The following is a 14,936-nucleotide window of genomic DNA, read 5'->3' as shown; positions in this document are numbered from 1 at the left end:
GCTGCGCGGCTGCGCGGTCACGAAACCGTGTCCCCGTCGCTCTCTGGCGGGATGCGCATCAGGATCGTGCGCGAATGCGAGGCAAACTCGCGCCGGTAGAGGACGGCAAACGTGATCACCGCCGCACCGGCCAGCGGCAGCGCGCCCGCCAGCCAGGCCACCGCGGCGAGGGCGAAATAGGTTGCCCGCATCCCGCGGTTGAAGCTGCGCGCGGCGGTGATGCTGATCTCGGCGGCCTGCGCAGCGCGCGGATAGGCCAGCGGGTCTGCACGGTCGTTCGGCACCGCTGCCATCAGCACCGCGCAATAGCCGAACAGCCGGTGGGACCAGACAAATTTCAGAAACGCATTGGACAGAAACAGCAGCACCACCAGGATCTTCACCTCCCAGACGAAGGCCGGGGCGCTGTCCTGGATCAGGTCTTCGGCAACGCCGGCCAGTTGCTCTGTATTGCCGATCAGCGCCAGCCCGCCGCCGATGGCGATCATCGCGGCAGAGGCGAAAAAGGCGGTGGCCTGGCGCAGGTTGCCTGCCAGCTGGGAGTCAAAGATCCGCGGGTCGCGCTCCACCATCCGTTTCATCCAGTCGCGCCGGAAATCCGCCATCAGCCAGGACACCGAAGGCCGCCCCGCAGGCGGGTTTTCGATCCGCCAGCCGATCCACAGCCAGCTGGCAATCAGCAGGGTGACGGCGGCAAGGTCGAACAGGGAAAACTGCGCAAGGCGGGCGGTCCAGATCATGGCCCGACCCTAGCGCGGCAATCCGCCCCTTGCCAGATGCGATAAATTGGTAATATTATTTTACCAAAGAGGAGAGCCCTATGGAGATGCCATCCCCGAACCCCGCCATTCTGGCCCGCAAGGCGCGGCTTGCCGCGCGGCTGCTGACTGTGCTGCCCGCCGATGCGGTGATCCAGGACGAGGCGGAGACCCGCGCCTATGAGTGCGATGCGCTGACCGCCTACAGATGTCCGCCGCTGCTGGCGGTGCTGCCGCGGAGCACGCAGGAGGTCTCAGCCGTTCTGCGCATCTGCCACGAGGAAGGCGTGCCGGTGGTGCCGCGCGGGGCGGGCACGTCGCTGGCGGGCGGGGCGCTGCCGACCGCGGATTGCGTCATCCTGGGCGTGGCGCGGATGAATGCGGTTCTGGAGACTGACTACGGCAACCGCATCATCCGGGTGCAGACCGGGCGCACCAACCTGAGCGTTTCCGGCGCGGTGGAGGAGGAGGCGTTCTTTTACGCGCCCGATCCGTCCTCGCAGCTGGCCTGCGCCATTGCCGGCAATATCGCCATGAACTCCGGCGGCGCGCATTGCCTGAAATACGGGGTGACCACGAACAACCTGCTGGGTGTGACCATGGTGTTGATGGACGGCACCGTGGTGGAGATCGGCGGGGCCCATCTGGATGCCGGGGGCCTGGACCTCTTGGGGGTGATCTGCGGCAGCGAGGGTCAGCTGGGAGTGGTGACCGAAGCCACCCTGCGGATCCTGCGCAAGCCGGAGGGCGCGCGGCCTGTCCTGATCGGGTATGATAGCAACGAGGTCGCGGGCGCCTGCGTGTCGGACATCATCAAGGCGGGCGTGCTGCCGGTGGCCATCGAATTCATGGACCGCCCCTGCATCGAGGCCTGCGAGGCCTTTGCCAAGGCAGGCTATCCGATGTGCGAAGCGCTGCTGATCATCGAGGTGGAGGGCAGCCCGGAGGAGATTGACCACCAGCTTGGATTGATCACGGAGATTGCCCGTTCCCACAACCCGGTGGAGCTGCGCGAGGCCGGCGATGCGGACGAGGCCGCCCGCATCTGGCTGGGCCGCAAATCCGCCTTCGGCGCCATGGGGCAGATCAACGATTACATGTGCTTGGATGGAACCATCCCGGTGTCCTCGCTGCCCTTCGTGCTGCGCCGGATCGGCGAGATGAGCAAGGAATTCGGGCTGGATGTGGCCAATGTGTTTCATGCAGGTGACGGCAACATGCACCCGCTGATCCTGTTTGATGCCAACAAACCGGGCGACCTGGAGACCTGCGAGGCCTTTGGCGCCGAGATCCTGAAGCTGTGCGTCGAGGCAGGCGGCTGCCTGACCGGGGAGCACGGGGTCGGGATCGAGAAGCGGGATCTGATGCTGCATCAGTATGATGAGGCGGATCTGGAGGCGCAGCTGAAGGTCAAGGATGTGTTTGACCCCAAGTGGCTGCTGAACCCGGCAAAGGTATTCCCGCTTTCGGTGACAGAGGGCCGGCGGGCGGCCCTGGCAGCTGAATGATTGGGGGCTCGCCCCCAAACCCCCAGAGTATTTCCGGAAAGATGAAGATGATGACACCAGGGACCGAGGCAGAGCTGGCGGAGGCCATTGCGGGCGCAAGCGGGCCATTGTGTATTCAGGGCGGCGGCAGCCGCGGGCTGGCGGTGGAGGGGGAGGTGCTGAGCACACGCGCCCTGTCCGGTATCGGGCTTTATGAGCCCGGCGCCCTGACGCTGGTGGTCAAGGCAGGCACGCCGGTGGCGGAGGTCGAAGCGCTGCTGGCGGCTGAAAACCAGCGGCTGGCGTTTGAGCCGATGGACCACCGCGGGCTGCTGGGCACCGAAGGCGAGCCAACCATCGGCGGGGTGATTGCCGCGGGCATCTCCGGCCCCCGGCGCATCCAGGCGGGCGCGGCGCGCGATCACTTGCTGGGCGTGCGGTTTGTGGACGGCTCCGGCCAGGTGGTGAAGAACGGCGGCCGGGTGATGAAGAATGTGACCGGCTATGACCTGGTGAAACTTCTCTGCGGCGCCCACGGCACGCTGGGGGTGCTGACGGAAGTGTCGCTCAAGGTGCTGCCGCGGGCCGAGGCCGAGGCGACGGTAACGGTGGCCGGGCTGGACCTGCCGTCGGCCGTGCGGGCGATGTCGGCGGCTTTGGGCTCGCCCTATGATGTCACCGGCGCGGCCTACGACGCTGAAAGCGGTCAGGTCTGCATCCGGGTGGAGGGGTTTGCCGGATCTGCTGCCTATCGCAGCGGCAAGCTGGCGGAGCTTTTGTCGCCCTTTGGCCGGGCAGAGGTGCAGCCGCAGGCCCGGGATCTGTGGCAAGGCCTGCGCGATGTGTCGGCTTTTCACGGGCGCGCGGGGGATGTCTGGCGGATATCGGTGAAGCCATCGGACGCGGTGACGCTGGCGCCGCAGCTGCAGGCGGATGCGCTGCAGTTTGACTGGGGCGGCGGGCTGATCTGGGCGCTTGTCCCCGCGGGGACAGAGCTGCGGAGCCGGCTCACCGTGCCGGGTCATGCCACGCTGGTGCGGGCGGACGCCGAAACCCGCGCCCGGCTGGGCGTGTTCCAGCCGCAGCCCGCGCCCCTTGCGGCCATTTCCAAAGGGCTGCGGCGGCAGTTCGATCCGCGCGGCATCCTCAATCCGGGCTTGATGGGATAAGACATGCAAACCACCTTTACCGAACAGCAGCTGCAGGATCCGGGCACCAAGCGCGCCAATGAGATCCTGCGCACTTGCGTCCATTGCGGGTTTTGCACCGCGACCTGCCCGACCTATCAGGTGCTGGGCGACGAACTCGACAGCCCGCGCGGCCGCATCTATCTGATCAAGGACATGCTGGAAAACGAGCGGGTGCCGGACGCCAAGACCGTCAAGCACATAGACCGCTGCCTGTCGTGCCTGGCCTGCATGACAACCTGCCCGTCGGGCGTGCATTACATGCATCTGGTGGATCATGCCCGCGCCTATATCGAAAAGCACTATGACAGGCCCTGGAGCGACAAGGCCCTGCGCTGGCTGCTGGCGCGGATCCTGCCCTATCCGTCCCGGTTCCGGCTGGCGCTGATGGGCGCCAAGCTGGCCAGGCCATTCAAAGGTCTGCTGCCCGATCCGCGGCTGCGCGCCATGCTGGAGATGGCGCCGAAACACATCCCGCCGGTGAGCCGCAATGACGATCCGCAAAGCTTTGCCCCCGCCGTGCCGCGCAAGAAGCGCGTGGCGCTGATGACCGGTTGCGCGCAAAAGGCGCTGAACACCGATATCAATGATGCCACCATCCGCCTGCTGACCCGCCTGGGCTGCGAGGTGGTGGTGGCCAAGGGCGCGGGCTGCTGCGGCGCGCTGACCCATCACATGGGGCGCGAGGACGAGAGCCACGCCACCGCGGCTAAAAACATCCGCGCCTGGGCGGCAGAGATGGACGGGCAGGGGCTGGACGCCATTGTCATCAATACTTCCGGCTGCGGCACCACGGTCAAGGACTATGGCCACATGTTCCGAAATGAGCCGCTGGCGGCGGATGCGGCGCGGGTCTCTGCCATCGCGATGGATATCTCCGAACTGCTGATGCAGCTGGAGCTGCCTGAGGGTTCGGACAAGGGGCTGACCGTGGCGTATCACGCTGCCTGCTCCCTGCAGCACGGGCAGCAGATCAAGACCCATCCGAAGACACTGCTGAAACGCGCAGGCTTCACCGTGGTGGAACCCGCCGACAGCCACCTCTGCTGCGGGTCGGCGGGCACCTATAACCTGATGCAGCCGGAAATCTCTGCCGAGCTGAAGGCGCGCAAGGTGAAGACGCTGGAGGCCAAGACCCCCGACCTGATCGCGGCGGGCAATATCGGCTGCATGATGCAGATCGGCTCCGGCACTGAACTGCCCATCGTGCACACGGTGGAGCTGCTCGATTGGGCCGCCGGCGGCCCGCAACCGCCTGCGCTGACCGCGCCTGGCAAGCGCGCCCCGGAGGTGCCCATCCTGCGCTGAGGCCGCCTGCGCGAAAGAATCAGGCTGCATTCTCCGCGGGCTTGCCGTAATTTTGCCGGAACGGACACGTAATCTCCCAGCCGGTGGATAAGAGGAGACGCAGGTGAGGCAGTGGATTCTGGCGGTGCTGGCAGTGTTGCTGCCGGCCGCGGCAATGGCGCAGGACAGCCGCCTGCAGCGGATGGATACTCTGGATGCGGGCCGCAAATGGGAGGCCGTCGGGCGGCTTGATGTGAATGGCGAGGGATTTTGCACCGGTGCGCTGATTGCGCCTGACTTGGTGCTGACCGCCGCGCATTGCCTCTATGACAGCCGCACAAAGGCGCCGATTGACCCCACAACCATTGAATTCCTGGCCGGATGGCGCAACGGGCGCGCCTCGGCCTACCGCAGCGTGCGGCGGGCGGTGCAGCATCCCGCCTATGTCTATGACGGGGAGCTGTCGACCGGCCGGGTGCGCAACGACATCGCGCTGCTGCAGCTGCAGCGCCCGATCCGCAACACCACCGTGACACCGTTCGAGACCGACGAGCGCCCGCGCAAGGGGGCCAAGATCGGTGTGGTCTCCTACGCCCATGACCGCTCCGAGGCGCCGTCCCTGCAGGAGGTCTGCGCGGTGATGGCGCGGCAGCAGGGGGTGCTGGTGATGTCCTGCGATGTGGATTTCGGCTCCTCCGGGGCGCCGGTGTTCTCCTTCGAGGGCGGCACCCCGCGGATCGTGTCGGTGATTTCCGCCAAGGCCGAGGTGAGCGGTGAACGGGTCTCGCTCGGTTCCGCTTTGGCCGAGGAGCTGACGCTGCTGCAGGCGCAGCTGACCGGCGTGGCCACCGGCGGCCGCCTGCCGCCCGGCGTTGGCCGCGTGCGCGTCGGCGAGGGGCGCAGTTCCTCCGGTGCGAAGTTCATCAAGCAATGACCTGGCGGGCGCTGATCCTGGCGGTTGCCGCCCTGGCCTATACCGGCGGCGCAATGGCACAGGGCACCGGCCTCCGGCGCCTGACCGGGCGAGATGACCTGCTGGGCTGGGAAGCGGTGGGGCGGCTGGAGCTGAACGGGCAGGGGTTTTGCACCGGCACGCTAATTGCGCCGGAGCTGGTGCTGACGGCGGCCCACTGCGTCTATGACCGGAATGCAAAGGTGCGCCCGGCAGACCAGATCATCTTCCGCGCCGGGCTGCGCGATGGGGTGGCGATTGCCGAGCGGCAGGCGCTGCAGGTCGCCGCGCATCCGGGGTACGCCCCGCGCGGACGCCTCGACCTCGAAAACATCCGCCACGATGTGGCGCTGATCCGGCTGGCCGAACCCATTCTCAGCGGCGAGGCCGATGCCTTTGCCCTGCACTCCGGCAGCGGGTACGGCAGCCGCATTTCCGTGACCTCCTATGGCCGGGGCCGCGCCGAGGCGCTGTCGCGGCAGCGGCAGTGCAACCTGATGGGGGAGTATGAGGACGTGCTGATGATCGACTGCAACGTCACCTTCGGGTCCTCCGGTGCGCCGGTGTTTTCCCAGGCCGGCGGCCGCGGGCGCATCCTGGCGCTGGTGTCCGGCGGCGGCAATTACCGGGGTAAGCAGGTGGCGTTTGGCATGAAGCTGCCGCAGCGGGTGGCAGAGCTGAAGGCCCAGCTGCGCCGCAATCCTGCGGCCGCGCCCGACCGCCGGATCAAGCGGATCCGGGCGGGCGGCGGCGCCTCTGCCGGGGGCGCGAAATTTGTGCGCCCGGGCGGCTGACCGCCCCCTTGAAGCCGCATTTTCCGTTCCTATCTGAGGACTATCCGGGCAGCCGCTGATTGGGGCCCGGAAAATTCCGGCCTGTCCCCGCGGGGAAGGCATCCTGAAATCGCTCATGAATGAGGATGGAAAATGCGTACCTTTGATTTTACACCGCTGCACCGTGCAACCATCGGCTTTGACCAGATCGCCAACCTGATGGACCGCGCCCTGAGCGCTGATGCCGCCCAGTCCAGCTACCCGCCCTACAACATCGAAAAGACCGACGCCGACAGCTATCGCATCTCGATTGCCGTCGCCGGTTTTGCCGAGGAAGACCTGAACGTTGAAGTGAAGGAAGACGCCCTGGTTGTCGCCGCCAAAAAGGCTGAGGACGGCGAGGAGCGCACCTTCCTGCACCGCGGCATCGCAACCCGCGCCTTTGAACGCCGGTTTACCCTTGCCGACCATGTCCGCGTGACCGGCGCCAGCCTGGAAAACGGCATGCTGCATATCGATCTGCACCGCGAGGTGCCGGAGGCGCTGAAGCCGCGCCGGATCGAAATCTCCTCCTCCCGCCCGGCCCGTCCGGAGATTGAGGCCAAAGCGGTCAACTGATCCCGCGGACTCCGGTCCGAGCGTATATGCCCCCCGGTTCTGCCGGGGGGCTTTTTTGTGTCCGGGGCTTCAAACAATTCTTAGCCTTTTGGCCGCACTGTTGGGGAAGAGGTCATGTGCACCGGCGCTGTTTCCGCATGCCGCAGGATGCGCGGCGCGGCGGTTCGGTGCCTTGGTTTGGTTGCGGTGAATTGGCGGTTTGATGACCCCTCAGGAAGTTCAGCATGTTCAGCAAAGCTTTGCCGGGGTTTTTGCCCGCAAGGCGGATCTGGCGGAACGGTTTTACGTGCATCTGTTCACCCGCCTGCCGCAGGCGCGCGGCATGTTCCGGGGCAACTTCGTGAAGCAGAAGGCGATGCTGACGGAGATGATTGCCGCCTGTGTGCGCAATCTGGACAACCCGGCGACGCTGGCAGAGCTTAGCGCGCGGCTGGTTCAGGACCACGCGCATCTGGATCTTGGCGCGCGGGAGAGCGACGCGGCAAAGCGGGCGCTGATTGCCGCTTTGCGCGATGTTCTGGGGCCGGCGCTGGACCCGGAGACGGAAACCGCCTGGGCCGGCGCCATCAGCAGGGTGGCCGGGATAATGACCCGGCAGTGACCTGCACGTGCTGCCTGCGTTTCGGGATCAGACCGACATGCAGATGTACTTCATCTCCAGATAGTCCTCGATGCCGTGGTGGCTGCCTTCGCGGCCCAGGCCCGACTGTTTGACGCCGCCGAACGGGGCCACTTCGGTGGAAATGATGCCGGTGTTCACCCCGACAATCCCGTATTCCAGCGCTTCGGCCACCTTGTACACGCGGCTGAGGTCCTTGGCATAGAAATAGGACGCCAGGCCGAAGATGGTGTCATTGGCCATCGCGATCACTTCGTCCTCGTTCTCGAACTTGAACAGCGGCGCAAGCGGGCCAAAGGTTTCTTCGGTGGCAAAGGCCATGTCCTGGGTCGCGCCGGTCACGACGGTCGGCTGGAAGAAGGTGCCGCCCAGTTCCGACGGGTTGCCGCCCAGGATCACGCTGCCGCCCTTGGATTTGGCGTCGGCAATGTGCTCCTCGACCTTCTCCACCGCGTCCCTGGTGATCAGGGGGCCGAAGTCCGTGCCCTCTTTCAGCCCGTCGCCGACCGTCATTTTCTGCAGGGCCGCTTTCAGCTTCTCCGCAAAGGCATCGTAAACGCCGGCCTGCACATAGATCCGGTTGGCACAAACGCAGGTCTGGCCGTTGTTGCGGAACTTGCACATGATGGCACCTTCGACGGCGGCATCCAGATCGGCGTCGTCGAACACGATGAAGGGCGCGTTGCCGCCCAGCTCCATCGAGCATTTCATCACCTGCTCTGAGGCCTGCTTCAGCAGGATGCGGCCCACTTCGGTGGAGCCGGTAAAGGTCAGCTTGCGCACCGCGGGGTTTTCGCAGAACTCCTTGCCTACATCGGAGGACCGCGACGACGGCACCACGTTGAACACGCCCGCAGGGATCCCTGCGCGCTCTGCCAGAACCGCCAGCACGATGGCCGACAGCGGCGTCTCTGCCGCCGGGCGCGCAACGAAGGAGCAGCCCGCCGCCAGCGCCGGACCGGCCTTGCGGGTGATCATCGCATTGGGAAAGTTCCAGGGCGTGATCGAGGCGGCCACCCCGATCGGCTGCTTGATCACGGTGATGCGCTTGTCGCGCTGATGGCCGGGGATGGTCTCGCCATAGATCCGCTTGGCCTCTTCGGCGAAGAACTCCACAAAGGAGGCGCCATAGGCGACCTCACCGCGCGACTCGCTGACCGGCTTGCCCATTTCGGCGGTCAGGATCACCGCCAGATCCTCCTGGTTTTCCATCATCAGGTCGAACCATTTGCGCAGCACATTGGCGCGCTCCTTGCCGGTCCACTTGGCCCAGTCCTTCTGTGCGGTCTCGGCCTGGGCAATGGCGCCCGCCACCTGGGCGCGGCTGACATCCGCCACCTTGGCAATCACGTCGCCGCGCGCGGGGTTGGTCACGTCAAAGGTGCCCTCGCCCTCGACAAACTGGCCGCCAATATAGGCGCGCGTCTCCAGCAGGCTGGGGTCTTTGAGCAGGGATTTCAGGTCAGTGGTTGCATCAAGCATTGCGGGCCTCCCGGGGGTTCTGTCACTGAAATGCAAATCAGCTGTGCCTTGATATGTCCAGACAGAACGATAAGTCCAGAATTTGATCAAATTATTTAGCCAAGAGTGCCGGGGGGCGGAAATTTCCGCCGGGCAATTTGACATGTCCTGTGCGAGACTGTCAGGTAGCCGCAAAACAAAATTTCAACGGGGAGACTGGGCATGGAATTGGATGATGCCTATGCCAACGGGGCATACATCGAGAACGCAGACAAGTACCCGCCGCGCTGGGCCGCCTCAGCCGAGGACTTCCGCAACAGCCTGCATCAGCGCGCCCGGCTGGACATCCCCTATGGCGAGGGGGCGCGGCAGCGCTTTGACCTGTTCCTGCCTGAAGGCGAGCCTAAGGGAGTCTTTGTCTTTGTGCACGGCGGCTACTGGCTGGCCTTCGACAAAAGCTCCTGGTCGCATCTGGCCCGCGGCGCGATTTCGCATGGCTGGGCGGTGGCAATGCCGTCTTACGACCTGTGCCCGGAGGTGCGGATCGCCGATATCACCCGGCAGATCACCGCGGCGGTGACCCGGATCGCGGCGGAGGTGGACGGCCCGATCGCGCTGGCCGGCCATTCGGCGGGCGGCCATCTGGTGGCGCGGATGCTGGACAAGGCACTGCTGCCGGCAGAGGTGGGGGAGCGGATCAAGACGGTGATCCCGATCTCACCTCTGGCGGATTTGCGGCCGCTGCTGCGCACCTCGATGAACCAGAAGTTCCGGATGGACTCGGCTGCCGCCATTGCCGAAAGCCCGGTGGAGATGAACGACCGCTATCCCGCGGAGGTCACCGTCTGGGTCGGCGGCGAGGAGCGCCCGGCGTTTCTGGATCAGGCCATCTGGCTGGTGGAGGCCTGGGAGACCGACCACGTGATCGCCTTTGGCAAGCACCATTTCAATGTGATCGACCCGCTGGCGGACCCCGAAAGCGACCTGGTGGCTCTGATCGTGAATTGATCGCGGCGCGGTGGGCGGAATCGCCCACCTTGCAGGCTCCCCGGCCGCAAAAACGTCTTGCCAGAATCCGGTTTCCGCCGCATCTTTCGCGCAAGGGCCAGGCGATGGCGTCGCCGCATGGAATACATGGTGCCCCCGCATTCCAAAACTGTCCTGAACGCCGGGACCTTTCTTGTAAGAAGGAAGGGTCTGATATGACTGCACGTCCTGAAATGTACCGTTTTCACAATGGTGAGAAGGCGCCGCTGCAATTTGCCGTCTCCGAATACGAGGCGCGGATCGCCGGCCTGCGCAAGATCATGGCCGAAACCGGGGTGAGCGCCGCCGTCTTCACCTCGATGCACAACATCTCCTATTACTCTGGCTTCACCTACTGCGCCTTTGGCCGCCCCTACGGCCTGGTGGTGACCGGGACCGAGGCGGTTACCATCTCGGCCGGCATCGACGCGGGCCAGCCCTGGCGCCGCTCTTTCTGCGACAACATCACCTACACCGACTGGCAGCGCGACAATTTCTGGCGTGCAATCAAGTCGGTAAGCGGCGAGGGCGCGGTTGTCGGCTATGAGAGCGACCACCTGACCCTGCTGCAAAAGGGCAAGCTGGAGGCGTTCCTGGCGCCGTCGCAACTGGTCGACCTCTACCTGCCGACGATGGAGCAGCGGATGCGCAAATCGGCGGCCGAGATCGAGATGATCCGGGCCGGTGCTGCGGTGGCCGACGTGGGCGGCTTTGCGATCCGCGATGCGGTCAAGGAAGGCGTGCGCGAGATTGATGTGGCGATGGCCGGGCGTGACGCGATGGAGCTGGAGATTGCCAAGCGGTTCCCGGATGCCGAATACCGCGACACCTGGGTCTGGTTTCAGTCCGGCATCAACACCGACGGTGCCCACAACCCGGTGACGGGACGCAGGCTTCAGCGCGGCGATATCCTGTCGCTGAACACCTTCCCGATGATCTCCGGCTATTACACCGCGCTGGAGCGGACCATGTTCGTGAAAGAAGTGGACGCCGACAGCCTGAAGATCTGGGAGGCCAATGTGGCGGCCCATGAATACGGCATCTCGCTGCTGCAGCCGGGGGCGAGCTGTGCGGAAATCACCCATAAAATCAACGCCTTCTTTGAGGGGCGGGATCTGCTGCAGTACCGCACCTTCGGCTATGGGCATTCGTTCGGCGTGCTGTCGCACTATTATGGCCGCGAGGCCGGGCTGGAGCTGCGTGAGGACATTGATACGGTTCTGGAGCCGGGTATGGTGATCTCGATGGAGCCGATGCTGACCATCGCCGAGGGCAATCCCGGCGCGGGCGGCTACCGCGAGCATGACATCCTGGTGATCCATGAAGACGGCAACGAGAACATCACCAAGTACCCCTACGGGCCGGAGTTCAACGTGGTCGGCTGAGCCGCGGCGCAGGCGGGGCGCTCCCGCCTGCTCATGGCCTCCCGGCGGGAGGCCTTCGCAGTTGGGCGTGGCACCGTGCGATGCACGGTGCCCTTTCTTTTCAGGGGGCACCGCCTGTACACTTCCCGTGCACCCCCTGTGCACCCCCTTTGCGCAGAGGCGGCTGCCGGGTCCGTGAATATTGCGCTGCGGCGGCGCTTGGGGCATAGGTGCGCAACGGTTACAATAGCCCCCAAGTTTGCCCCAAGGTTTGCCTCTGCGCCGCGGCCACTCCACCGCCACCGCGAGGAAGAAAGAGCCACCGCCATGTATGACGTCCCGGAAAAGAAGAAATCCGAATTTGCGCTGATCCAGCTGATGCCGAACATGATGACCATCGGTGCCATCTGTGCGGGCCTGTCGGCGATCCGCGCTGCGGTTTACGGCAATTACACGCTGGCGGTGATGCTGATCCTGCTGGCCGCAGTGCTGGACGGGCTGGACGGGCGGCTGGCGCGGGCGCTGCACAGCGAAAGCAAGATGGGTGCGGAGCTGGATTCGCTGGCCGACTTCCTGAACTTCGGGGTGGCGACGCCGATGGTGATCTACCTCTGGGCCTTACAGGATGTGCGCGGCGTGGGGTGGATTTCGGTGCTGGTGTTTTCGGTCTGCTGCGTGGTGCGGCTGGCGCGGTTCAATGTCGGCAGCAAGTCGGAGGAGGAGCCGAAGGGGCGCAGCGGCTATTTCGAAGGCATCCCGTCGCCCGCCGGGGCGTTTCTGGCGATGCTGCCGATGTTTGTCTCCTTTGCCTTTGACGGAGCGATGGTGCTGCCGGAGCTGCTGATCTGCCTGCATATGGTGGTGGTCGGCCTGCTGATGATCAGCCACATCCAGACCTGGTCGCCCAAGGCGATGAAAATCTCCCGCGAGCATGTTAAATACCTGCTGGTGGGATTTGCCTTCATGGCTGCGGCACTGTTGACCTATGCATGGACGGTGCTGGTTGTGCTATGCGTTGGCTACGTTGCAATGGTGATTTGGGGGCTGGTTTCCAAGCCAAAGGACTAGCCCAAGACGTCCAATGGGAGGGACGAATTGGATATCAAGGCAGTTGAGGAATCTTACGCGCGCTGGGCGCCGGTATACGACAGGACCTTTGGCGCGGTAACGCGCTCAGGCCGCCGCCGCGCAACCCGCTATATCAATTCCCGGCAGGGCAGCGTGCTGGAGGTCGGCGTCGGCACCGGGCTGTCGCTGCAGCATTATGCGCCGCATCTGCAGGTGACCGGCATTGATTTCAGCCATGACATGCTGAAGAAGGCGCAAGCCAAAGTGCGGGAGATGGGGCTGACCCAGGTCGAGGCGCTGCGGCAGATGGATGCCCGGCAGCTGGATTTCCCGGACAATTCCTTTGACACCGTCGCGGCCATGCATGTGCTGTCCGTCGTGCCCGAGCCGGAGCGGGTGATGCACGAGATCGCCCGGGTGCTGAAGCCCGGCGGCAAGGTGGTGATCACCAACCATTTCAAAAGCGGCAAAGGGGTCAGGGCCTCGCTGGAGAAGCTGTCTGCGCCGCTGGCCAATGTGATCGGCTGGCACTCCGACTTTGCGCTGGAAACGGTGCTGCAGGAAGACGGGCTGAGTGTCGAGCAGCAGGAGAACATCCCGCCGTTCGGCATGATGACCTTTCTGGTTCTGGGCAAGCAGCAGACCATGTGACGCTGCCCCGTTCGCGCGAAACCGCCCCCGGATCCGCTCAGGCGCGTCCGGGGGTTTTCTTTGTGCAGCCTCTCTGCAACAGTGATTTGGAAACGGGCGGAATTGCGCCGCCCGGGGGATGTAAAATCTTTTTACATACCCATATCCGGATCAGTTATTTGAGCGGGAGGAACGGACACGATGAGTGTTTCCCAATTTGACAGGATGGTAGCGGAGAGCGAGGAGAAGGTCCGGGACTCTCAGGCCAGGATCGAGGCGCTGACCTCGCGTATCGAGACTGCGCGCGGCAAGATCGAAGCGGGCGAGGATGCCAGCATCGACATTGAGAACGCGACACTTGAGGATGTGCATGCGCACACCGAGGTGATGAACGCCAATATCGCCGAGCTGATCATGGGGCTGGACGATGTGACGGCGGCGTTCTCCAAGGATTTCAACGAGATGCGTTCGAAAACCGGGTGGGAGAGCTTTGTCGGCTTCTTCTCCAAGGGCAAATCGGACTCGATGCGCCAGGAGCGGATGCGCACCGCCAATATCGATGACAAGCTGCAGGACCTGATCGCCAAGTCCGACGTGATCGTGAAGCTCTTGGAGGGCCAGCTGGCCACCCTGGAAGAGCAGCGCGAGAAGGTGCAGACCAACCTCACCGCGACGCTGGACGACCGCGAGTTCACCGTGCAGGAGCTGGAAGGCGTGCGCGCCCGGATCGTGGCGCTGGACCCGCAGATCATCGAGCTGGAAAACAAGATCTCGGTCGAGCAGGACGCGGCCGCGCGCACCAAGCTGGAGACCGAGCTGGCGGAGCTGAACACCAAGTACAACGCGCTGGTGCAGGAGGAGCAGGTGAAGCTTGCGAAATCCCAGACGCTGGAGCGCTATATCGAGAAGGGCAAGACCTGGGTCGACTCCCTGCAGAACCAGGCGGCGACGCAGATGGTTCTGATCAACAAGCTGCAGACGGACACCCAGCAGCGGGTGGTGCTGTATGATGCGCTGACCAAATCGCTGAAGACCGCGCAGCAGCAGGATGTGGCGCATAGGATCAACGAGATCGGCGTGCAGACCGACAAGGAAGCCCAGACCGCAATGGCCGCAATCGGCACCGCGACCAACCAGAAGATGGCCGACATGCTGGAAAGCCATGAGGGCAACATGGTGTTTGCCCGCGACGTGCTGGAGAAGAAGGCCAAGGCGGATGAACGCTTTGCCCGCCGGTTCGCCGCGATTGTCGAGAAGCACGACAAGAACCTTTATGGTGGGTGATGTTTCGCAACCCCTTCCTGAGATTCCTCGTTGTATCGGGTGCTCTGGCACTGCTTGGGTACTTGGTATTGTGGGCTAGAGAGCAGCCTGCGCTCGGAGGGGAAGGCTTGGTTGAGTACCTGTGGTACTTGCCACTGGCCCTGTGGGCAGTTGGTTTCGGCTACCTGTTTGTGCAGATCATTTTGGCTGTCGGCTGGTTTTACAGAACGGCCGAAACCGGGCTTTCCAAGGCCGCCGCGGGCTGGCCCAAACCTGTTCGTGATCTCATTGCAATAACTGATTACAGGCCAAAACAATGACCGAGCTTTCGCACGACCTCACAGGTGATTTTGCCACAGGCCAGAAACGGGCTGTACGAAACAGAGGATCGCGCCCGGCCCGAGGGGGGGCGTTCGCGCCCGCCCTGGGGGCGGGTCGGGCGC

At 64.4% G+C, this 14,936-nt stretch carries 15 protein-coding genes; 13 read left to right on the top strand and 2 right to left on the bottom strand.

What is annotated here, in order from left to right; all coding sequences use genetic code 11:
• Positions 1 to 17: 17 nt before the first annotated feature.
• Positions 18 to 740, bottom strand: a complete 723-nt coding sequence (locus tag R2C4_RS15450; protein ID WP_141891338.1) for a DUF599 domain-containing protein — start codon at positions 738 to 740, stop codon at positions 18 to 20.
• An 80-nt stretch (positions 741 to 820) separates the two neighbouring features.
• Here R2C4_RS15450 and R2C4_RS15445 point away from each other — a divergent pair, with 80 nt between their 5' ends.
• From R2C4_RS15445 to R2C4_RS15415, 7 genes are all read left to right on the top strand, one after another.
• Positions 821 to 2,266: an FAD-linked oxidase C-terminal domain-containing protein gene (locus R2C4_RS15445; protein ID WP_141891337.1), complete on the top strand. Its 1,446-nt coding sequence runs from the start codon at positions 821 to 823 to the stop codon at positions 2,264 to 2,266.
• A 50-nt stretch (positions 2,267 to 2,316) separates the two neighbouring features.
• Entirely contained in the window at positions 2,317 to 3,414 is a 1,098-nt protein-coding gene (locus R2C4_RS15440; protein WP_167510290.1) for an FAD-binding protein, read from the top strand.
• Positions 3,415 to 3,417: 3 nt separating this feature from the next.
• Entirely contained in the window at positions 3,418 to 4,740 is a 1,323-nt protein-coding gene (gene glcF, locus R2C4_RS15435) for a glycolate oxidase subunit GlcF (protein WP_141891335.1), read from the top strand.
• Positions 4,741 to 4,894: 154 nt separating this feature from the next.
• Complete coding sequence (locus R2C4_RS15430; RefSeq protein WP_244270160.1) at positions 4,895 to 5,653, top strand: trypsin-like serine peptidase; 759 nt, start codon at positions 4,895 to 4,897, stop codon at positions 5,651 to 5,653.
• Complete coding sequence (locus tag R2C4_RS15425; protein ID WP_141891334.1) at positions 5,650 to 6,465, top strand: trypsin-like serine peptidase; 816 nt, start codon at positions 5,650 to 5,652, stop codon at positions 6,463 to 6,465. Before R2C4_RS15430 ends, R2C4_RS15425 begins: the two co-directional genes overlap by 4 nt.
• 132 nt (positions 6,466 to 6,597) lie before the next feature.
• Positions 6,598 to 7,062: an Hsp20 family protein gene (locus tag R2C4_RS15420; RefSeq protein WP_058284876.1), complete on the top strand. Its 465-nt coding sequence runs from the start codon at positions 6,598 to 6,600 to the stop codon at positions 7,060 to 7,062.
• A 202-nt stretch (positions 7,063 to 7,264) separates the two neighbouring features.
• Positions 7,265 to 7,663: a globin domain-containing protein gene (locus R2C4_RS15415; protein WP_141891333.1), complete on the top strand. Its 399-nt coding sequence runs from the start codon at positions 7,265 to 7,267 to the stop codon at positions 7,661 to 7,663.
• 27 nt (positions 7,664 to 7,690) lie between these two features.
• Here R2C4_RS15415 and R2C4_RS15410 read toward each other — a convergent pair whose 3' ends face one another.
• Entirely contained in the window at positions 7,691 to 9,163 is a 1,473-nt protein-coding gene (locus tag R2C4_RS15410) for an NAD-dependent succinate-semialdehyde dehydrogenase (RefSeq protein WP_141891332.1), read from the bottom strand.
• Between the two features lie 201 nt (positions 9,164 to 9,364).
• Between R2C4_RS15410 and R2C4_RS15405 the strand changes: the two genes are divergently transcribed.
• The 6 genes from R2C4_RS15405 to R2C4_RS15380 all read left to right on the top strand — a co-directional run bounded on the left by R2C4_RS15405 (position 9,365) and on the right by R2C4_RS15380 (position 14,813).
• Positions 9,365 to 10,150 carry an alpha/beta hydrolase gene (locus R2C4_RS15405; protein ID WP_141891331.1) on the top strand — a complete coding sequence of 262 codons (786 nt, stop codon included), beginning with the start codon at positions 9,365 to 9,367 and terminating at the stop codon, positions 10,148 to 10,150.
• Positions 10,151 to 10,344: 194 nt separating this feature from the next.
• Entirely contained in the window at positions 10,345 to 11,553 is a 1,209-nt protein-coding gene (locus tag R2C4_RS15400) for an aminopeptidase P family protein (RefSeq protein ID WP_141891330.1), read from the top strand.
• A gap of 306 nt (positions 11,554 to 11,859) precedes the next feature.
• Positions 11,860 to 12,600: a CDP-diacylglycerol--serine O-phosphatidyltransferase gene (gene pssA / locus R2C4_RS15395; protein ID WP_058284881.1), complete on the top strand. Its 741-nt coding sequence runs from the start codon at positions 11,860 to 11,862 to the stop codon at positions 12,598 to 12,600.
• A 27-nt stretch (positions 12,601 to 12,627) separates the two neighbouring features.
• Positions 12,628 to 13,251 carry a class I SAM-dependent methyltransferase gene (locus R2C4_RS15390; RefSeq protein WP_141891329.1) on the top strand — a complete coding sequence of 208 codons (624 nt, stop codon included), beginning with the start codon at positions 12,628 to 12,630 and terminating at the stop codon, positions 13,249 to 13,251.
• A 180-nt stretch (positions 13,252 to 13,431) separates the two neighbouring features.
• Positions 13,432 to 14,514, top strand: a complete 1,083-nt coding sequence (locus R2C4_RS15385) for a coiled-coil domain-containing protein (protein ID WP_141891328.1) — start codon at positions 13,432 to 13,434, stop codon at positions 14,512 to 14,514.
• Positions 14,515 to 14,621: 107 nt separating this feature from the next.
• Complete coding sequence (locus R2C4_RS15380; protein ID WP_141891327.1) at positions 14,622 to 14,813, top strand: hypothetical protein; 192 nt, start codon at positions 14,622 to 14,624, stop codon at positions 14,811 to 14,813.
• The last annotated feature ends 123 nt before the right edge of the window (positions 14,814 to 14,936 follow it).

This window comes from Leisingera aquaemixtae (assembly GCF_006740765.1).
Classification (GTDB): domain Bacteria; phylum Pseudomonadota; class Alphaproteobacteria; order Rhodobacterales; family Rhodobacteraceae; genus Leisingera; species Leisingera aquaemixtae.
This window is presented reverse-complemented; position numbering and strand designations above follow the sequence as displayed.